Here is a 20,082-nt window from a genome sequence, read left to right on the forward strand (position 1 = left end):
TTAAAAATTAAGAATATGTTCATTTCCGATGATCCAAATTGGGCTGTAAAAGCTATAAAGGCGTTATATGTAGACAATTTTTATAAACAAGTTCAGGACTTTAACGGGCTCATTTTATTACCATTGCCAACTAAAAATAATATTGTCAATGTAGGATATACTTTTTACGACGCGCCAGGAAACAATACACTACAGAATGTATATTACCCTTTCGTTAAATTTCTTATTAAATACCCAAATTTAGATATAACCCATATAGAATTAGAGTCTACTAAGGAGGGTATATCTAATTCATATGATAAAATTTTTGAACACCCGATTAATTTCCCTAATTACTACTTACAGACACATCGATCTCAAGAACACTTAGAAGAATATTATTATTGCATTTCTGAACTACTAGCGCACCAATGGATGGAAAATACTTCTTCTACTGCAGTAGATATAGTTGAAATTAAGAGAGTTATCCAAATTATCAAATCCTATTTTAAAAGTGCCCCAATTGAATTGCGAAATTATTATATTCAAGAAGGTCATGAATTTCTTGATTGGATAATGCGCTATCTATGAGACAGACTACTACCCACCTTCTGCTCGATGCGGCCCGAATGGGTAGTATTATGAAAGAAGCAAAAGAGTTAAATAAAGAGCATTCTTCTCTCTACAAAGGGCAAAGTGAGGAGTATTTAGCCGAATTTGCTCCTTACATTTTTTCCGTTTATAAAAATACCCCATTTGGCCCTTGGTTTACTGAGAAGGGTTGGGGGAATTCATGGGGTATTTTTTTGCAATCGCCAGTTCCAGCTAAAGATGTATATCAGCACTTTCGGAAATTTTTGTTGGTAAAGACTGAAGACGGTCGGGAACTATGCTTCCGTTTTTATGATCCTCGTGTTCTGCGCATTTTCCTGCCGACCTGTGATCAACAGCAATTAGTTGAGTTTTTTGGACCAGTTCGGCATTTTTTTATGGAAGACGAAGACCCTGAGTATGGTCTATACTTCTGGTTAGAAAATGGGGAACTACGAACACAAAAATCACCCAAATCGGAGTTGGAAAAAATATTCAAGTCAAAATCAAAATCGTAGTTAATAATCCAACCCAAAATCTACTTATCATAACATGGCAGGCAGTCGTCATCAGGCTCTAGAAGAGTGTAAAAATGCTGGTCCCGGTACAGTAGGGGCTGTTATTGCTCGTATATTAAGTTCAACTGCCCTTGCCTGGACGGTAAAATACGAAGTAGCCAGTGGTGATATTGGCTCTTTTTATCATCGTCCTGAAATCAAAGCAATCTTAAGAAGCCCCTGGTCGGATAATAATTTACGAGAGTTATCAAGGCGGGAAACGCTTTTCTATCAAACTCAATCAGGCGTTGCAGGGGCCATTGGTCAGGCGTTGAGTGAGGACGGTCGCTTTTACGCGCTTCGTATTGCCAGAGATCATCTGTTCTAATCTTTTTCAACTCATAATCTTTATCCTATCCACAACTATGTACATCAACACCAATGTTTCCATCTCCAGGGTCAATCCTAAAAAAGGGACCGTCGTTTACCTCTCGAAAGATTTACCCGTTGGCTTCGGGGCTGTTAGCCCGCTTCCCAAAGGAACCAAAGGGTACATACTCACTGATGGTTTTGTGGGTGGAGAATTGAAAGTCGATTTCCCGATGCGGGGAACGGCTCTTTTTCACTCGTTCGTCGCGGGTGATTACCTGGAGTGTGATGCTATGCCCTTCATGTAATTCTTTCTCTATTCGTCAATAGCACTGTAATAAACCTAAAAGGATTGTTAAAAATGGCCTATTACAATTATTCTCCCCAAAGCTACCAAGGGCAATCAGTTTTTGGTGGTGAATGTGTCCGGTTTGTGCAGGCAACAGCTAATATGCCGCAAGCCTCACAATGGAATCAGGGAGTTCGTGTCAGGGGCGCTAACATTACCAAAGGAACAATCATTGCTACGTTTGTCCATGGTCATTACCAGAACCATAGGCATGGAAATCATGCTGCCGTTTATGATAGCCAGGATGCAACTGGCATTTTTGTATGGGATCAATATCAGGGAGTTGCCGTGGATTATAGATATATCCGCTTTAGAGGAGTAAGCTGGAATGGATCTGATAGCAGGAATGCCGATACCTTCTATGTCGTTGAATAATTAGTTACCCTCTTAAACCTTATGGAACCCACACCACAATTTATTCGGGAAGTAATGGCCGCTGGCGTACTTTCCTACCGCGAGCAGCAAACGCTCTGGCAAATTGCCAAACACTGTGCCGCCACTATGGGCATAACCGCAGCCGCACCGCTGGCTCTGTTAGGAACCCAAATCGGTTCCGTTGCCATACCCGGATTTGGAACAATAACGGGACCCGTTATCGGGGCACTGGCCGGATTTATTTACGGAACCGTATCCTGCTCAATGCTGAACCTGTCGGCTCAGGATGAGCTCAGAAAGCTCGCGCAGGGTCTTTAATTAATGCCATTCAGGCATATTTTACCCACTGGCCAGCAACGTCCCCTGACTCGTGGATACATCAGTGTCTTACCCTTTACATACATAATCACTCTATGAAACACCAATTCTACCTGTCATTCCTTCTTCTTTGTCTGGTTCTCGGTTGCAAAAAGAAAGAGGAGATCAACCTGCCCCCCACCGCCAATGCTGGCACCGACATTACTGCTAACCTGGGCCAGAAAGTGAATCTTAGTGGTGCCCTCTCCAAAGACCCTGAAGGCACCGCTTTGCTCTACACTTGGTCATTCAAGACCAAACCCGCCAACAGCGTTGTCACTATCCAGAACATGAGTTCGGTCACGGCCGATTTCACCCCGGACCAGACGGGTACCTATGTGATTACCCTATTAGTAACCGACGACCACAATCAGTCGGCCACGGCCACGGTCAATGTGATGGTCAACCTGCCGGGGCATGCTCCCACAGCCAGTGCCGGAACTTCTTTGACAACTACTTATGGCAACAAAGTAGTGCTCGATGGGTCGGCTTCGGCGGATGCCGATGGAGACAAGCTGACATACAAATGGAGTTTCAAGACCCGTCCGGCTGGTAGTGCTGCCAGTCTGCCCATCACCAATGATACACAGGCCAAAGCCGAGTTTGAGCCGGATGCAACGGGCCAGTATGTACTAACGCTCACGGTATCGGATGGCATCTGGCCCGCTGTTTCAGCCGATGTGACGGTGACCGTGAATGAATCACCTACTATCGATGTCTGTCCTGACAATGGTCGGATCAGCGTAAATACGACCTGGAAGAACCTGGTGCAGGATCCTACTAAGCCTGACTATATTGTCTGTAAGGATATTACCGTATATGGGGTGCTAACTATTGAGCCGGGTGTTGTCGTAGCCTTTAAGCAGAACACTGGATTGTACATCGGGGGAGATGGGAAAGGCGTATTGACAGCTAAGGGCACTGCTGACAAACCCATTGTCTTTACGGGTAATCAGAAGGTAGCTGGTTTTTGGAATGGTGTTCTCTTTAATGGATCAAACGACGTTCGAAATGAACTAAGTTATGTCGAAATATCCTACGGTGGAGGTAGTATCTTCTCCCGTTATTATGGTGAAGCCGCTAATCTAAATATTTCAGGTGACAAATTTATTGGTTTGTCACCAAGCTCTGTTAAAGCTACAAACTGCTCATTTACAAATAGTAAGGGTCGTGGTGTATACGTTAGTACAGATGGACTATTGACGGAATTTAGTAACAATGCGTTTAGCAATAATGGACTTTATCCACTAGAACTTCCAGCCTCTCAGGTGCAGCAATTAGACAATGCCAGTACGTTTGCTTCCAGTAATGGGATTAACCTTGTGGCAATATACGGTAGCCTAAGTAATACTAAAGAAACTACCTGGGGACCTTTCAAAGACGGAACTAAATATCGATTTACAGATGGCTTTAGCATTGAATCTGGCTTGGTAATCCTACCAGGGGCTTCATTCGAAGTAGCTTCTGGCAAAGCAATTGGAATAGGTGCTGGCTATTTGATTGCTAAAGGCACAGTGGATAAACACATCATTTTTACGGGTGAAGTAAAAATACCAGGGTCTTGGGGAGGGATTCTGGCTGGTACCGATATCCGTAACGAGATGAACTATGTTGAGGTGGCTTACGGAGGAGGAGCCCCGGCGTACTTATATGCCGCCAAAGGAAACGTGATTTTGTACGCCGGCTTCAATTTCAACAAACGAATGAAGATAACAAACTGTAGTATCAGCAATAGCTCGGAGGCCGGAATTGCTCAGTATTCTGGCACACTCATTCTTGACTCCCCCGACTCAAATACCTACTCTAATAATGCCAAAGGCAATATTGTAAAGTAACATTCACTTTCGGTTCGAATTGTACTATATTCTTAAGTTCGGATTTCTCAACTAAGTATGTAAGCTTCAATCTATGGCTACTATACTTAGTTGAAAATCTTCACATCACGATTATCCATTCTATAACCACAAAAAACGATGAGAACTTCTACCCATGTCAATGCGCTAACAATTGTAGCCTGCTTTTTTTTCCTGTTTATATTGATTTTAGCCTGTAGTAAGCAATCTGATCCCACCCCTACTCCCGGTACCACAACAACTCCTGTCTCTAGTACTACCACCACTACACCAAGTACCAGTACTACGGCTGTAGCCGCAACAGCCCCTGTTTTTGATACCACTGTGCTTTCAACGATAGATTTCGTTACAGAAACCGCTGGTCAGGTTAGCAGTACTGTAAAGAGTAATGGTGGAAGTGCCATTACTCAGCAAGGACACGTCTATTCAGAAACCAATCAATCCCCAACTACTTCTGACAGCAAAACGCAGCTTGGCCGTAATGACGGGCCTTTTCCGGGAAAATTCACCAGTGCCTTAACAGGACTGAAAGCCAGCACAACCTACTACATACGTCCCTATGCTACGAATGACAAAGGAACAACATACGGCACCATGATACAGATGAAAACAACGGCTTCTTCTGTTATTACTTCCGCCACGAAAACAATTGATTGCAACAACATTCCTGAAGTGTGGGAAGACCTCGGAATTGATGTGGATTATCTCGTGAAATGTACTATTTACGTCACTGGTACAAAAGTAGTTACAATTAAGCCAGGTGTTAAAATTCAGTTTGAAGGAAGTGCTGCTGGTTTTGCAGTCAGTTCTCAAGCGGCTCTGGTTATGGTAGGCACCCAAGAAAAACCTATTATTTTAGAAGGGAAAGTTGCCTCAGCAGGTTATTGGAAAGGTATTACGCTGAATGCTGTTAATATTGAAAATAGATGGGAATATGTAACAATACGCCATGCAGGTGCGACTCAAAATGCTGCCTTACTTATAGGTGAATATGCTAACGTTGCGATAAGAGTATCAATAAAGAATTCTACATTTTCAACCAACAGTGGATATGGAATCTTAGACACTGATGGTTTTTACAGTTCCTCCCATTTCACTGGATTTGAAAGCAACACATTTAGTGATAATAGTAAAGCACCGTTGAAAATCACGGCGCCCAGTATGGGTAGCTTAGATTCAAAAAGTAGTTATGCCAACAATGGCCAAAAGTTTATTGAAGTTACAAACGCCGTGGGGGGAGTAGATAATGATATGATCGTTCAAAAATTAGATGTGCCTTATCGTGTTTTAAGCGTAGTTAACTTCGCACAGAAGGTTACATTTATGCCGGGCGTTACGGTAGAGTTTGGAACAGATGCCGGATTTTCAAATTCATTTAATAGTAAAAATGGGAGTATTATTGCGGATGGTACGGCAGCCAACCCGATCAAATTCATTGGCTATCTGGCAGGCACAAAGGCATTATGGAAAGGCATCGTAATTGGTAGTGGAAATCCCGAAACGAAATTTAATTATTGCGTTATTGATGGAGCAGGTTCGATTGTTAATAGTGCTTGTGAAGGTTCAGTTAAAACTGCACTTACTCTTGGTGCCACAGGGTGTGGCAGTTTCCCTGGGCGGGGCACCGTTGCAAACTGCACAATTACGAATAGTGGTGGCTATGCTGTAGTTTTCAAAACCGGCGATCCAGTGATACTCACGAATAACACATACTCCGGTAATACGAGTGGCGATGTGTATAATCTCAAATAACCATGCCCGACTACTACCGCCTGCCTTTACGCCTTGACCTCCTTATAAACGGAGCCGATCTGGTTCAACAGCCCCAGGTAAGGCAACAGGCCAACTGCTCCATGGAGGAGTCAATACACAATAATGTGTACCTGATTATCACCACGAAGTTTAAAGAAGTTCGTTTCGATCCACTCTTCGGAAGCACCATTTGGGATGATGATTTTCAGATGGGGAATGATTCCGCCAATAATGGATTCTGGACCGACCGCGTAAAAACGTCAGTGCGGGATGCCCTCAGACGGTACGAAAAACGACTGGAACGGATAAATGTGGAGGTCGATTTGGACCGCGCCGGTGCCACCGACGCCCACAAGCGACTGCTCATGGTGGTTACTGCCGAAATTCGCAAGTCAAATCACCAGCCGTTCGAGTTTCGACACGAACTGTTGATTGCCCCATTTATTGCTAAAAAATCGTAAGCCTATGGAGCCTTTAGATGTACAGGGCTTTTCGCGGGAAGAAGTTCGTCGGCGGATGACCCAAACGGCGGCTACGACCTGGCAAATGCGGGTGAAGGATGTGGAGGCCGCCGACCCGCTTGTGGGCTACCTGCTGGATGCCTGTTCCTACGAGTTTGAGAATACGGCCAAGGCCATTGAAGCGACCCGGCAACAAATTATTGACCGGCTGGCCAGTGTGATGTGCCCCGAAGTAATCGATTTGCCGCGTCCGGCCCATGCAGTTTTTCATAGTCGCCCGGAGGACCCGTTATTGCTGTTACCCCAAACGGCGCAGTTTTTTTACCGCCAGCCCGGCCAAACCGTCGATGAACCGTCTACCGACCTGTTTTTCTCGCCCGTAGTCAACACGCAGTTGGTGAATGGGGATATTCAGTACATGCTTACCGAGCAGGGGTTGGTTCAGTTTCGGGGGCGCGACCGCAGTACGCTGGAAAAACAGGTTAGACCCAAAGTATTTACGGAAGATTATCAGTCCGTGTGGTTAGGCGTTGAGATGGACAGCAGCGTTCCGTCGCTGTCCAACCTGGCCATTTATTTTGACTGGGAGAACGAACCGGAACGCGTAAAAGCGACTTATTACCGGAAAATTCAGGATTCCATGCAAACAAGCTGGTTCCTGAACGGCCACAAACTGGAGGTAGCAGGAGGTTTGCAGACGAGTGAACCAGCCCGTGTCATTGGCGACCAGCAGCGGTTGGCCAATCAACTGGACGTGCTCAACCAGTTGGAAGAAGAAGTCATTGCCAATTACACCCACCGATTTGTTACGTTCGGGCAAATTCCCGCGCGAACAGAAATCGACTACAGTGTTCGGTCATACCCGGCCGAATATGACTTTCCGGCAGCGCAGCACCAGAAATATTTTCAGAAGGGATTGGTATGGATTGAGCTTCGCCTGGGGCGCGACTTTCCGGCCACGGCGCTTACCCGTATGGAAATTCGGCTCAACTGCTTTCCGGTCATGAACCGGCACCTCAACGAAACGATCCAACGGCTCCAGCAGGCCTTGAACGTATATCCACTGGTGTCCATGGAAGAGTTTCTGTTTATCCGGCGCGTATACGATGCCGAAACCAACGAACTATTCCGGGCATCGCCCCTGCGAAATGCCAATGAGCTGGCCGAAAACTCATTTATGTGGCGTCCGCATGGCGTTGGCCGATTTGACAAACGAAATGCCCGCGAATTACTTTACCATGTTCATCAGATGCTACTGGAAGAGAGTCAGGCTTTTGCGGCCCTGGGGGCCGGTACGTTTGCCCAAACGATTGACAGCCTCACAAAGAACATCAATGAGCTGGAACAACGCCTGCAAAACGATAAACAAGGTGGTTTTCAGATAGGACACCCCTATATTTTCGTGCGTCCCCGTCGGCAGGATACGAATATTCATGTCGAATTCTGGAGCACTAACGGCAGTCAGGGCAATGGGGTACTGGCTGGTACGCGGCTGGCTGTTTATGATAAGCGTTATTTCATGCGAAATGAAAAAGACGATCTGTTCCTGGTAACCACCTCGGCGGGCGGACGCGATAAAGCCAGTGTTTCGGACAAGGAACAGCAACTACGTCAGACCCTGCTTACCCGGCAACGACTGGTAACGCTGGAAGATATCCGGGCCGAGTGTAAAGCGTATTTTTTTGGTCGGCTGGGTGAGGTGCCCGTCGATGTAGTGGTTGAAAAGCAGTTTGCGGAGGGGTTGATAGAAGGGGCGGGGTATGTTCGCTGTCTCGACGTACTCATTATGCCACTGGCCCGTACCAGCCTGAGCGAAGCCGAATGGGATGCGGAATGTGAACGATGCCGTCAGCATCTGGCTACCCGATCCGCCATGAATTTACCGTACAGGGTTCGCTTAACTACGCAATTTGTATGACCCTCGATGAATACAGCCGCGAAATAGACGGGCTTACCAAAGCGGTAGATATTCGTCTGGAAATCATTCTGGCCGAACTATATGGCAGAGGACTTGACCCCAGGGAAGATGTGTTGATTCATCCAGCTGGTCTATTTTCCCGCTCCTACCGGCGCGATGTAGGTCGTGTAAACGTTGGCCCATCGGACAGTCTGGAGAAATCGGATGATGAAATTACTGAGCCGCAGAATATTTCGCTCCCCCCCGAAGACCAGCGGGATTTTCTGAATATTGAAGTACACCGCGATGGGTTATATGACTACCTGCCGGAAGGGTTATTTCATCAGCCAACCACACCGGGTCGGGATCAGCAGGAGGTCTTTGCCGACTTTGATGAACAGGCTCGTCGCGTGCGTGCGGCCCGACGGTTTTTTCAGCCATTCGAGCAGGAATTTTATTTCCAGCGTCTGTTCATGGAACTAGAGGCCCGCAAATATCAGCTGACCGAAGAGAATCTGCGTACCTATGGTGGAGGGGAGAGCTTGCGTGAGTTCTGGGGCATTCCGGCCGATCTGCTCAATACCCGGCAACTGGTCAATCTGCTTCATATGCTACCCATCGCCCACCGAATCAGTAATGACGACCAGCTAATTATCAGTAGTCTGGAATTGATACTGGATGTGCCCATAGTGATGCGGACCATCTCGCCTTTGACGTTTGAGATTACCCTGGCAGCGGGTGACTCCCCGGCTCCCAATGAACTGTGCCGGACGGAGTTGGGGAATTTCTCATTGGGGGGTATCTATCAGGACACGATGCCTGCTATCGAGTTACGAATCGGCCCCTTGAATTCCAGCCAGCTTATCGACTTTCTGGCGGGGGGACGCAGTCGGAAAATACTGGATTTACTGATTGGTTATTTTCTGCCCACCGAGTCCGATGTGATCGAGTACCTGCTTACAACCGAAGATGACCAGTTTCTGATTCTGTCTGACGACCAGCCAACGAGTGTACTGGGCTGGGCCTCTTATATCTAGGTACTTAAAGGCAGTGTTGACCAGATGCCGCCATACTACAAGTGGCTCATTTGCCGGTCAATTTCCTGCATTTTATCAATCGCTAATTGCTGAATCGTATAGCTGCTGCGGGCATTCTGCGAGATGAGCTGGAAATTCTGCCGGGCTATGACATACAACTGCTTCCGCTTAAGGTTATCGTTATACGATTCCAGAATATCGGCCTGGCTTTTTTTGCAATTCGCGTCGCTGAAGCGCAACTGCCATTTGAGGTTTTCAATCTCAGTAGTAGACTGCTGGGCACCCCCTCCACCACCGGCCTGTTTGGCCTGGGCTGCGGCCATCAACTTCATTGCATCCAGACTATTCTGCAAACCCTGAGCCTGCATTTTCAGTTGGCCATTTTCTCCCTGAAGCTGCTTCACAGCAGCACTTTCGTTCTGAACACCGACTAGTTTCTTTCGTTTTTGCAGGTAGTTGCTACGCTCTTTCGTGAGTTGGATTAAATAATTGCAGGCATTCTTACGGATACGGTCCCGGGCGCCCGTGTAGCCTTGTTTTGTCAGAAAGTCGTTGGCTTTTTTGGCAAAATTACTGTTGACTTGTTCCGCATTGCTAAGCCAGCTATTCCAGACTTCGTCCGTATCGGCATCTTTAGGAATGGCATCATTCTGCTTGTTTATCTCCACCACATATTGCTGGAGAACATCCATGTCTTTGACCAATGCTTCCTGTTCGCTGATGGCCTTCTGATTGCCTCCCTTCGATGATTTTTTGGTGCCCATCCAGAAAGCCAGAAACAGGGGTAAGGCAATAATGATGATGTAAACAGCCGTGAAATTGACTAATGAGGTGTTGCGTTCGATTTTGTTTAAGGGATCCATGGTATGGTTAGTAAACGAATTAAGTTGGTGAATGATTGACGTTTATCGGCCCGTCATGCGCGGACGGTACCCACCGGCAATAGGTACATCCAGGGGATTGGTCGGTATATCTTTTTTATCGGTTACCACTGAGTCGTAGCGGATGTGTTTGTCCTGCGGTTGTTGACCAATATATTCCAACTGGGCCAGTTGTCTGAAAATTTTATACACATCTTCCCAGCATTGCGTAATCTTGTCCAGATGGGGGCGGATATTGGTATGGTCGTACGAAAAGTTAATTAATTTCTCGATGTCAGTAGCCATCAATTGATCAGCAGTGATACCGGTCCAGTCCTGAAAATATTTCAACGTTATATCCCGTCCCTTTCCCCGTACACTACCACTCAAAGCGGGATCATTCAGGCAATTAATGGTGGTCTTTAACCGTCGGGTGGCAAGGGTTATCGTTTGTAGCCAGTAAATTGGGGGCTGTTCCGTTCCCATAAACTGATACTGATTCAGGGGGTCGTCTAAACTGGTTGCCAGTTGTTCAGCCAGGTCGCAGATCATCTCGGCCAGTGCTCCTGCTTTACGGGCCTGCTCGGTTCCGCGTTTCTCACATACTTTGTCGACAACCAAAAACGCATCCCGCTGTACGTCGGTCAGTATTTTGTTAGTTATGTCGGCCCAGTTTCTTAAATCCGGATGGCTGGTTATGGCTGCGCACGCCGGAATGTACTGGGTATCCTCCATTAGTTGGCCATACTTACAGGCTAACTGACCGACAACCAAATGAAACGATTCGAACTGGTCCGATTTATAGGCTGATTTAGCACTCAAATGCGCATTGTATTGATACCGGGGTACAATACTAAACTGATAGGTTGGTGTTGTAAAAGGGGGGCGGGGCATTGGTTCATTGGCCGCTGGCATACCGAACGCTTTTCGGGCGAAAAGATCGACCGATAGTACGACGAGGAAATTAAGTTCATCGGCCATTGGTATGTTATTCTTTGTCAGAATTTCATTCAGGTTGGTAACTAAGTCAAGCTCGGTATTGATCAACTCGATACGGCATCCGGCACCGGTCACAGCCCGACAGTTGGTCAGGTGCAATCGTACATTCTGGCTTTGGTCGATGTTGACGTGTAGCTTGAAATCAGGCTGATCGGAGGGGAGTAAACCGTAATTGTAAGTCATCAGCCGGGAGGCTGTGCCATCACGCATGTGGTCGCTGACGAAGTGCTCAAAATCGGTAAAATGTTTGCGGGCAATGCGCATCCCATCAACCCAATTTACCGGATAATATTCAACTTTAGGCAACATAGTATAATGATTAGGCGTGGAGGCTACAGGATGAGAGTTATTAGGCAAAATAAGAGAATTTTTCGACACAAACTACTGCATGAATCTACAAATTTTTAAGACACAGCAACCAAGTATATTACTTGAATAGGCTGATTTAGTGCCGATTGGGAGCAATCACATTGATATCTACCGTTTGGTAAATATGGATATCCATTAATGATCCGTGAATTAGCATGCAAATAATTCATGAGATGGTCCTATAAATCGGGACACTGCAAGTGCTTAACTTCGCGGAGTCGTGAAAGAGCAAAAAAACAACAAACCGGCTTCTCGTCGGAAGTATGACCAGGACTTCAAGACTGAAGCCCTACGTATGATCGCCAATGGGCGTAGTGTACTCCAAGTTGCTCAGGCACTGATTGTTGGCTACTGTCTCCATCCATTCCTGACGGCCGAAGGCAGTCTAAAAGCTCTAGATATGGCCTTAGCCACTCATTTGGAAAGGGAACAGGAATTAATTCATCATTCCGATCGAGGCAGCCAATACTGTAGTTTTGACTATGTTCGCAAACTGAAAGGGGCTAATATTTTGATTAGTATGACCCAGCATGGTGACCCTTTTGAAAACGACATCGCCGAACGCGTGAATGGAATCTTAAAGACGGATTTCCGCCTGAATCGAGTGTTTATTACTTTTGATGAGGCCGAAAAAGCGGTTGAAAAAAGTATTTATAATTACAACCACTTACGTCCCCATATGAGCTGTGGATACCTGACTCCAGTGGTTGCTCATCAGAGCGAACAACCGCTTAAAAAGCATTGGAAGCCTAAAGTTTACAAACGGTCAAAGACTGTTAGGGACCAAGGCCAATTTGGCAAAACCCATCTGATTTATCTACTTTGACAACGCTATACAAGGATTAAGATTGACCGATAAATTCTCACCCCAAAACTTACAACTTATTTTCCGGATCATACAACGGTCAATACATTTCTATACAACTAGTGGCTATCCCACTGACAAAGAGGTTTTTGCAAACAACCTCATTAACTCGTCCTGGCTTAAATCGAGGGCTACCAAACGCCGTTGCACCTGGCGTAAGCCCGCTTCCCTTGTCTTTTGAACGGTGGCTTTAACTTGTGCCTTCTTATACGGTTCTTCTTTAGTCAGCATGTGCCAGATAATCATCGCCAGCTTGCGAGCCGTGGCCGTTATAGCTGCCACCCGCCCTTTCTTGTAGGCAATACGTTTGAAAAAAGGACTCAACTCATGATTGACTTGATTGCCAATTGAGTTGGCCGCCTGTCGTAAAGCGATCGCGATGGAGGATTTGCCCGTGGGCGTACGATGACTGATGATGCGCCCACCACTGATTTTATTGTTGGGCACTAACCGCAGCCAACTGGCAAAGCTTTTAGCCGAGCCAAACTTATGAATATCCTTACCTAAGGTCGTCAACAGGCAAAGCACCGTACTGTGACTCACACCCGAGATGGCAAACAGGTCCGTTTTAAAATAGTGATAGGCCAGTCCTGAGATGGCAAAGGATGGCGCATTCTTGCTGCTTTTCTTCTTCACTGTTTCGGGAGTTTTTGGGGGAGATTGGAGTATCAAATCGGCCGGAATACTCCGTCGCAGCGCCTGTTCAATCACTTGATCGCAGTCAAGCAGAGCCTGTTGATAGTGGCGGTAAAAGTTCAGGTTCGCTTTTAGCTCGAAGAGGTATTCTTGCCGCCAATTCCCATGGAGCGATTGAGCAATCTCCTCTTTAGATCGTTTCACTCGGATGTCTACTAAGGAGGCCAACTCATAGGGGTCGCGCTGACCCTATAAAATGGCATCAACAATTGCCAGGCCTGACTTACTGGTGATGTCGCGAATAGCAACGTCTAACCGAAGGTTCATCAGCCGGAGCGCTTTCTGCATTTTGTGGGTGTAGGTCGCTAACTGTTCAATCAGATGCTGACGATGATAGTAATAGGTGCGTAACTCTTGTAGGGTATCGCTCAACAGGAAACTGCCCGATAGCAAGCCCAAGGAGTGAAGCTTTTGAATCCACAAACAGTCAATAACGTCTGTTTTGCGTCGGCACGGGCCGCCCCGCCTGGACATTCTTAGTCTGGCTACCGCCGACTAACAGCACCTCAAAGCCGACTTGCTGCAAGGCGTTGAACAGGGTTTGCCAGTAGGTGCCCGTACTTTCCATGGCAACCGATGTAATGCCATGCTGTCGCAGATGATCGATGAGCTGTTGATGGTCTTGAGTATACACGCCAAAGGAGCGTACGTTTTCCTTATTCTGGTCGACGGCTACCCAATGCTCGCGGGAGCCGATATCAATGCCAGCGGCATGTGGATTGACAACGGGCAGGGTTGGGGTTTGCTTTTCCATTTTGATGACTGAGTATAGGTATACAAAGACTTCAGGGAATGCAGAGGAGTCTAAAGATTTTTCTATACGGGATTCTCGTGGGAGATCACCAGTGAATTCAACAATTGCCTCAGTGAGGCTATCTACATTCCAGCCCAGATTCCAGGCAGGACTCATGAGTACCAGTAATATTGATGAGCTTAAGGCTGAAGCTGTTACAAGATAGGCAAATAGACGCCACAAGCTGCCCGTTTCAAGTTTTCATGGGTATTCAATGGTGCTTGCACAATCGGGGGATTTCAGGACGAGTCACCGGCCATTTCGGTCAATAAAAGGGTAGCTGATGTTATTTTATGAACTCGTTATTTTGCTATCAATGAATGGGTTGTGTTACTAACGACTATCGTTAAAATCGTTCAGTAAAGCCTCCAATTGCGACTGGAGCTGGCCATGATGTGAAAGGGGAATGAAGCAGATTCTCTCCTTGGTTCCGGCCCGCAGTGGCTGGTCGGAATGCCGCACCACCACCGGTGCGATACCACTCCGATTCCAACCAACTCTACTTAAAGAATCCGTCTGCGCAAAAGCCGCGCCAGCAGATGCTGGACACGGCTCTTGCGCAGACGGTTAATGTATCGATCGAAGTATCCAACTCTTAACGTTACTACGTGTCAAGCCTAATCCGTTACCTACGGGACCACCTGGCTACCGCTCCCCTCACTGAAGTTATCGAATAAGTTTAGCCGGTATTCCCCTACACTGGTTCCCGATTCGCATCTATCCAGTAGCCAAGGGCCACGATCAGCCATAACACCTGAGCGCTCCAGGCTAGAGCCGCTACACTGGCCGGGGCCGGACCGAGGGCACCGCCCAGATATACGAGCACTAAAAGAGCGATCATACCCCATAGTGCGAATCGACCCGTGCGGTTGCGCGCCCGGGTGTGGCGCAGATACACCCATAGACCGGCCGACAGCGAACCCAGTTCGAGTACCAGCGTAGCGGGCAGATTCCCCCACAAACCCAGTCCTGCTTTAGGGGACTGGCCAACGTACAGCGGCAGATCAGGCCGGTGCATGATCAGGTCGAGCAGCCAGTGACTGGGCACCAGCAGGCCCACCAGCAGGGCTTCGCGCCAGTTACGCCGAATCAGGCCGTAGGCGAGGCCCAGCACTACGCCTAATACTACTTCCGCCAGCAGGCTGTGCGAGAAGGGATAATACTCGAAGTCAAGGGGTGAGGCAGCCATCAGACCGGGACGGATTTGAACGCGCTCGACGCCCAGCAGCAACAGGGTGGGCCAAAGTAAATCTGCCAGCTGTGTAGCCAGAAAAAAGGTGCCCAGTGACACGCGCGGTTGTAGAGGCTTGGTCGCCAGACCAAGCCCGAAGTGGCCTAAAAACATAGTGGTTACCCAGCGGGCGGTTAGTACACCTCAAAGCTATTACGTGCCAATGGCGGGATTGTTGACCGATTCCGAAAATTAGATTGACTTTTCGCGCAAAGCGTTAAAAAGGCCCGGAAACGAACCTCGTTCGGTAGTTGATTGCCCAGTTGTGCTCAGCGATCAGACTCCTGCGCAACGGTTATCGCATACCATGTAATGCTGCGGGAAAGGGTAGCCCGCTCCGCATCGGGGTAGGCTACCCAGGCGGTCCGATGGCTGCCCAGGTGCTTAATACTGCTATTGCGCCGTCCGGCGGAACATACCGGGTGTCTGGCCAGTCCAGCGACGAAACGCCCGCACAAACACACTCGGCTCGGAGAAACCCAGCAGTAACGTGATGTCTTTGATGCTGAGGATGGGGTCGCGCAGGTGGCGCTCGGCTAGCTCACGGCGTACCTCGTCGAGCAGTTGCTGGTAGCTGTGACCGTCCTGACGCAGTTGCCGCTGGAGAATGCGGGGGCTGAGGCCCAGGGTATCAGCCACGGCTACCAGGGTGGGTTCGGATTGCACCAACAGGCGCAACAACTCGTGACGTACGCGGTCGGGAAGGGCGGGTAGCTCGTATAGGCGAGCCAGCAGGGCGGCAGCGTGCGGTTCGAGCAGTACCAGTAGTTGCGGGTCGGCGGTGGAGATGGGTAGGGCCAACACAGTGGCTGGCAGACGCAGGGCCGAATAGGGGGTGCCAAACTGCACCGAGGCAGGCGCGAAGACACGGACGTGCTCGCGGGTATCGGCCGGAGCGGGGTAGGCTAGGTGAACCGCTTCAATGGCGATCGACTGACCACTGAGCAGCCGCAGCATGTGCAGGTAGATGGATAGCTCGGAGTTGAGCACAACGTGTGGGTACACGATAGCGGGACTGGTTATGTCTATGACCAGCTCCACGCTGTCGCCCAGGTGGCGCAGACTGATGCGTGTGCCGTTGCAAACGATGTCCTGATAGCGGCACAAGGTTTGGATGGCCACGCCCAATGTAGGGCAATGCATCAATAAGTGAGCCAGCACACCGTAGCTGCTGTAATGGACGTGCTCGGCCATATGCAGGTCGAGGTGCGGGTCACCGGAGGCCTGAATAGCCAGCACCCACAGGCGCTGCATGGTCGCCATGGGCACCCGGCCGTCGGGGTCTTCCAACTGGGTACTGTCCAATGCCACTGCCTGGCACAACGTCTTGGCGTCGGCCCCGCACTGCGTGACGGCGTGAAGCAGCCCTTTCACAGAAGCGGAAGAAATGGTAGCGTCGATAGTCATTCGCAGTAGTGAATTGGTCTAAAATCAATAGCAGTCGGTGCTGGTTCATCGTCTATCAGGCTACAGCTGCGTCAGCCTTTGGCTTAGTCTGAGTGCCTCACTCAGGTGCGTATGCTATGGATAGTAGTGATAGGTATTGAAAGAGGTAGTTCAATAAAACACCCATTCGAGATTTAGACAAACGACGGTCCTTTCGTCTTACGCAGGAGCGTTTACCAGGGCAATTATTTCTACCAATCGTCAATTCCAATTGGTAGCATATGCCTTTTATCAAACGATAAATTTTTCTTGGGTAAGCTGCTCACTGCCCTTCCACAGATCGTTCCATTTTAATTGATCATAACTATCTTCAGACGAGTTTTTATGCGCCGGCCCTTCGTAATATTGACCCGTCATATCGTTGAAAGAAGGATCAGTCAGTAGTTTTACAAAATTGCCCGCTGACGTTTTTACTGGAAAGACCCCATCAAAAATTCGGAGCATGGGCATAATGTTTCTCCAGGCCCATTGTTCCATCGCATTGCCCTCCCTGGCCAGGCCTGTACCGGGCATCAGGCCAGGGTCGTATAGATTAACCGTGATCCCTCGTTGCTTTTCACGTAACAGACGGTTCAGCTCGTAGCCAAAGAAAAGGACACAAAGCTTTGAGGTGGAATAACGGGCGTAGCCCCGGCTTCTCTCTGAATAGTTTTGCATACTATTCGGCTTGGAAAGTTCCTCCCATCCTAAGTAATCCCCAGCAGGAATGCCAAAAATTTTGCCTTGCCAAATTGCCGGGTTAAAGTGCGTTCCACTGCTGACCAACACAATCCTTCCTGACTTTTGATTGATGTAAGGCATCAGCAGATTTGTTAGCAGAAAATGGCCCAGATGGTTTACCCCAAACGTCTTCTCGAAGCCGTCAGCAGTGGTTTGGTTTCCTTTCGCTATTTGTATACCTGCATTGCAGGCCAGTACATCTATACCCTGCGTAATCTCTACTAGCTTGACGGTAAAATTGCGAATCGAATTAAAGGAGGCTAAATCCAACTCGAGGCTTTGAATGTGTAGGTTTCCACTTTCCCGGCGAAGCTCGGTTACCGCGGTTTGCGCTTTTTTCTGGTCTCGGCAGGCAAGAATAAGTTGGTTATTTTTGTCCTGCGCAATGATCCTGGCCGTTTCCAATCCCAAACCCGAATTACCTCCGGTAATGACTATTGTTTTCATTCGTAGACCTAGCTTAGTTGATCGCTCAAACGTCCCGCTTTGTTTTTCCTGCTGATTTGCCAAATGGCAAAAAGCGATTTTAGCGTATGTTTTTCCTGATTCGGCTCAATGACGATTGCGTGATACCCAGATAGGAAGCCAAATGGGAAAGCGGAATACGATTGGCAACTTGGGGATATTTTTCTAAAAATGCCAGATACCGGGTAGTGGCATCCTCCGCGATGAGTGGACTAATCCGCTGGACCTTTTGTAGAAGGGCTTTGGATGTAATCTTGGCTACGATAGCATCCAGCCTATAATTGTGCCGGAAAGCTCATGCCAATTTGCGTGAGAAAAAACAATCAACCGGCAGTTAGTGACAGCCTGGATATATTCCGATGAAGGAATACTATTGTCATAACTATTCAAGTCTACGACAAAATTATTTTCATCGATAAAATAGCGCGTTACGTCATCCCCTTTGTTAGTATAATAGCAAACACGGATCACACCCTCTACGATGAACCCGACTTGCCGGGCGATTTTCCCGGCTTCTGAAAAATAGTCACCTTCCTGAAGGGGTAGCACGGCTGCTTTTTTCACAATCAGGTCGATCTGCTGCTGGTTTAAATGACCAAATTGCAGGATATAGTCTGTTAGTTCTTTCATTAAGGCAAATTAGAACGTAGGTAATGATTAGTATTTGCCATTTGACAAAAAGACTCCTCTCAACTGCAAATCTACCGTCTCTTTAAGCGCCCATTTCTTGACGCAATTGGTACCCTTGATCCCTCACTTTGTGCTGTCGATGGTCCGGCCATCCAGGTGAAAGGCCCTGATTTATACACCGCTGATCAAGTCGGCCTTGGCGACTGGGTATTCCGCAGCGTGCTGCCCTTATACAGGTTAGGATAGCGCTTGACTACGATCGTTTTCAAAGTATCGGGGCTATTGTTGACGTAGTCAATCGTTACCGTGCCGGAAAGCCGACAGCAAACCGGGTCAAAAGAGACATCAATAGCCTAGTCGACTTTGTTTCGCCAATGGTTTTTTTCCGGAACGCCCTGGATGCTTCTGGTGCCTTTAGCCATTGCCTTCTCCGTATGGCGGTCGGCTGGCAAATACTGCCCCGTAGCTTGTTGAGCTAGGTCAACGAACAGCAGCCTACGAATGAGCATGAATCGAGTCACATACGGGGTAAGAAGGGTGCAAATGTAGCTGAGCCGTCTACCGGTGAGGCATAAATGGCGCTTAGTGCTTTATCCAAGGTGGGAAATTGGTAGCTGTAGGCTTGCAGAAGCCTCTCTTGCGGTACGGCTCTGGTACTATTGAGCACAAAAGCACTGCGCTCTCCCATCATCAGCTTAAGCATGAAAGCGGGAATGGAAGGCATCCAGAGCGGTTTGTTAAAGTGCCGGGCCAGGGCTTCCATAAATTGCCGATTAGTTAGCAGACCGGGCGCGGTTTGGTTGACCACACCCGCCAATGAAGGGTCCCGAACCGCCAGGACATACAGTCCCACCACGTCCTGCAGGTGTATCCAGGGAACCCACTGGCGACCGCTGCCGATAGATGCCCCAAAACCCGACTGGATCATCGGCACTAACGAAGCCAACGCCCCACCCTCTTTAGTGAGGACGACCCCCGTGCGAAAGATAACCACGCGCAGGCCCAGGGCTTTGCCTTCACCAACGGCAGCCTCCCATTCCTGACAGATCGTGCCCAAAAAATCGGGGGATGGCGGGCTTTGTTCCGTCATGATTTCATCGGCTCGGTCGCCATAGAACGCGATGCCCGAGGCCGAGATGACCGATTTGACGGCATGGGGCCGCTGGCCCATTAATCGGTAGAGGAGCCGGATCGATTCGGTACGACTGCGGCTGATTTCCAGCTTGCGGGCGGGCGTCCAGGTCTGCTCGGCGATGTCCGCACCGGCCAGATGGATGATCGTATCGACCCCGTCCAGGCAACGCGCATCAATCTGTTGATCCACGACGTTCCAGCCGTAGGTCGTCACCTCAGGAATGATGGATGGGGTACGGCTCAGGTGGCTAACCCGGTGACCTTCCCGGAGCAAGGCCTGCGTTAACGACTTGCCAACCAAGCCATTGCCGCCGGTAAGCAGAACGTGGTGGGTTTGTGGGTGGTTGTTTTTCATAG

The 20,082-nt window shown here is 48.4% G+C and carries 23 protein-coding genes; 12 read left to right on the plus strand and 11 right to left on the minus strand.

Annotated elements, in window-relative coordinates; all coding sequences use genetic code 11:
* Positions 1–15: 15 nt before the first annotated feature.
* The 11 genes from B157_RS0118345 (at position 16) to B157_RS0118395 (ending at position 9,517) form a co-directional block, all read left to right on the plus strand.
* A complete protein-coding gene (locus B157_RS0118345; RefSeq protein ID WP_020604769.1) occupies positions 16–570 on the plus strand; it encodes a hypothetical protein in 555 nt (184 codons plus the stop codon).
* Positions 567–1,088: a DUF4123 domain-containing protein gene (locus B157_RS35665; RefSeq protein WP_084761836.1), complete on the plus strand. Its 522-nt coding sequence runs from the start codon at positions 567–569 to the stop codon at positions 1,086–1,088. Before B157_RS0118345 ends, B157_RS35665 begins: the two co-directional genes overlap by 4 nt.
* 34 nt (positions 1,089–1,122) lie before the next feature.
* Positions 1,123–1,455: a hypothetical protein gene (locus B157_RS0118355; RefSeq protein ID WP_020604771.1), complete on the plus strand. Its 333-nt coding sequence runs from the start codon at positions 1,123–1,125 to the stop codon at positions 1,453–1,455.
* Between the two features lie 37 nt (positions 1,456–1,492).
* A complete protein-coding gene (locus B157_RS0118360; RefSeq protein ID WP_020604772.1) occupies positions 1,493–1,744 on the plus strand; it encodes a hypothetical protein in 252 nt (83 codons plus the stop codon).
* Positions 1,745–1,797: 53 nt separating this feature from the next.
* Positions 1,798–2,160: a BPSL0067 family protein gene (locus B157_RS38355; RefSeq protein ID WP_157618493.1), complete on the plus strand. Its 363-nt coding sequence runs from the start codon at positions 1,798–1,800 to the stop codon at positions 2,158–2,160.
* Positions 2,161–2,181: 21 nt separating this feature from the next.
* Positions 2,182–2,478: a hypothetical protein gene (locus tag B157_RS0118370; protein WP_020604774.1), complete on the plus strand. Its 297-nt coding sequence runs from the start codon at positions 2,182–2,184 to the stop codon at positions 2,476–2,478.
* Positions 2,479–2,573: 95 nt separating this feature from the next.
* On the plus strand, positions 2,574–4,352 hold the full coding sequence (locus B157_RS0118375) for a PKD domain-containing protein (RefSeq protein WP_020604775.1): 1,779 nt from the start codon (positions 2,574–2,576) through the stop codon (positions 4,350–4,352).
* A gap of 138 nt (positions 4,353–4,490) precedes the next feature.
* Positions 4,491–6,122, plus strand: coding sequence for a hypothetical protein (locus B157_RS0118380; RefSeq protein ID WP_020604776.1), 1,632 nt, complete (start codon positions 4,491–4,493; stop codon positions 6,120–6,122).
* 2 nt (positions 6,123–6,124) lie between these two features.
* On the plus strand, positions 6,125–6,583 hold the full coding sequence (locus tag B157_RS0118385; RefSeq protein ID WP_020604777.1) for a GPW/gp25 family protein: 459 nt from the start codon (positions 6,125–6,127) through the stop codon (positions 6,581–6,583).
* Positions 6,584–6,587: 4 nt separating this feature from the next.
* On the plus strand, positions 6,588–8,501 hold the full coding sequence (locus B157_RS0118390) for a type VI secretion system baseplate subunit TssF (protein WP_020604778.1): 1,914 nt from the start codon (positions 6,588–6,590) through the stop codon (positions 8,499–8,501).
* Positions 8,498–9,517, plus strand: a complete 1,020-nt coding sequence (locus B157_RS0118395) for a type VI secretion system baseplate subunit TssG (protein WP_020604779.1) — start codon at positions 8,498–8,500, stop codon at positions 9,515–9,517. Before B157_RS0118390 ends, B157_RS0118395 begins: the two co-directional genes overlap by 4 nt.
* A 35-nt stretch (positions 9,518–9,552) precedes the next feature.
* Here B157_RS0118395 and B157_RS0118400 read toward each other — a convergent pair whose 3' ends face one another.
* Both B157_RS0118400 and B157_RS0118405 read right to left on the minus strand, forming a co-directional pair.
* Positions 9,553–10,380, minus strand: a complete 828-nt coding sequence (locus tag B157_RS0118400; protein ID WP_020604780.1) for a hypothetical protein — start codon at positions 10,378–10,380, stop codon at positions 9,553–9,555.
* A 42-nt stretch (positions 10,381–10,422) separates the two neighbouring features.
* A complete protein-coding gene (locus B157_RS0118405) occupies positions 10,423–11,685 on the minus strand; it encodes a hypothetical protein (protein WP_020604781.1) in 1,263 nt (420 codons plus the stop codon).
* Between the two features lie 280 nt (positions 11,686–11,965).
* Between B157_RS0118405 and B157_RS35675 the strand changes: the two genes are divergently transcribed.
* Positions 11,966–12,571, plus strand: a complete 606-nt coding sequence (locus tag B157_RS35675) for an integrase core domain-containing protein (RefSeq protein ID WP_020604782.1) — start codon at positions 11,966–11,968, stop codon at positions 12,569–12,571.
* Between the two features lie 105 nt (positions 12,572–12,676).
* Here the strand turns inward: B157_RS35675 and B157_RS37520 are convergent, their stop codons facing one another.
* The 9 genes from B157_RS37520 to B157_RS0118445 form a co-directional block, all read right to left on the minus strand.
* On the minus strand, positions 12,677–13,450 hold the full coding sequence (locus B157_RS37520) for a transposase (protein ID WP_052647011.1): 774 nt from the start codon (positions 13,448–13,450) through the stop codon (positions 12,677–12,679).
* Between the two features lie 45 nt (positions 13,451–13,495).
* Complete coding sequence (locus B157_RS40115; protein ID WP_052647012.1) at positions 13,496–13,729, minus strand: hypothetical protein; 234 nt, start codon at positions 13,727–13,729, stop codon at positions 13,496–13,498.
* A gap of 4 nt (positions 13,730–13,733) precedes the next feature.
* The gene (locus B157_RS40120) at positions 13,734–14,060 is read right to left on the minus strand and encodes an IS110 family transposase (RefSeq protein WP_052647014.1); all 327 of its coding nucleotides are present in this window, start codon (positions 14,058–14,060) and stop codon (positions 13,734–13,736) included.
* A 733-nt stretch (positions 14,061–14,793) separates the two neighbouring features.
* Positions 14,794–15,444: a hypothetical protein gene (locus tag B157_RS0118420; protein WP_020604783.1), complete on the minus strand. Its 651-nt coding sequence runs from the start codon at positions 15,442–15,444 to the stop codon at positions 14,794–14,796.
* 279 nt (positions 15,445–15,723) lie between these two features.
* A complete protein-coding gene (locus tag B157_RS0118425; RefSeq protein WP_020604784.1) occupies positions 15,724–16,737 on the minus strand; it encodes an AraC family transcriptional regulator in 1,014 nt (337 codons plus the stop codon).
* Positions 16,738–17,007: 270 nt separating this feature from the next.
* A complete protein-coding gene (locus B157_RS0118430) occupies positions 17,008–17,943 on the minus strand; it encodes an SDR family NAD(P)-dependent oxidoreductase (protein WP_026308790.1) in 936 nt (311 codons plus the stop codon).
* 276 nt (positions 17,944–18,219) lie between these two features.
* Entirely contained in the window at positions 18,220–18,591 is a 372-nt protein-coding gene (locus B157_RS35685) for a cyclic nucleotide-binding domain-containing protein (protein WP_020604786.1), read from the minus strand.
* Positions 18,592–18,944: 353 nt separating this feature from the next.
* A complete protein-coding gene (locus tag B157_RS38360) occupies positions 18,945–19,100 on the minus strand; it encodes a hypothetical protein (RefSeq protein WP_020604787.1) in 156 nt (51 codons plus the stop codon).
* Positions 19,101–19,108: 8 nt separating this feature from the next.
* On the minus strand, positions 19,109–20,080 hold the full coding sequence (locus tag B157_RS0118445; RefSeq protein WP_020604788.1) for a TIGR01777 family oxidoreductase: 972 nt from the start codon (positions 20,078–20,080) through the stop codon (positions 19,109–19,111).
* Positions 20,081–20,082: the final 2 nt, after the last annotated feature.

The sequence above is a fragment of the Spirosoma spitsbergense DSM 19989 genome, assembly GCF_000374085.1.
GTDB lineage: Bacteria > Bacteroidota > Bacteroidia > Cytophagales > Spirosomataceae > Spirosoma > Spirosoma spitsbergense.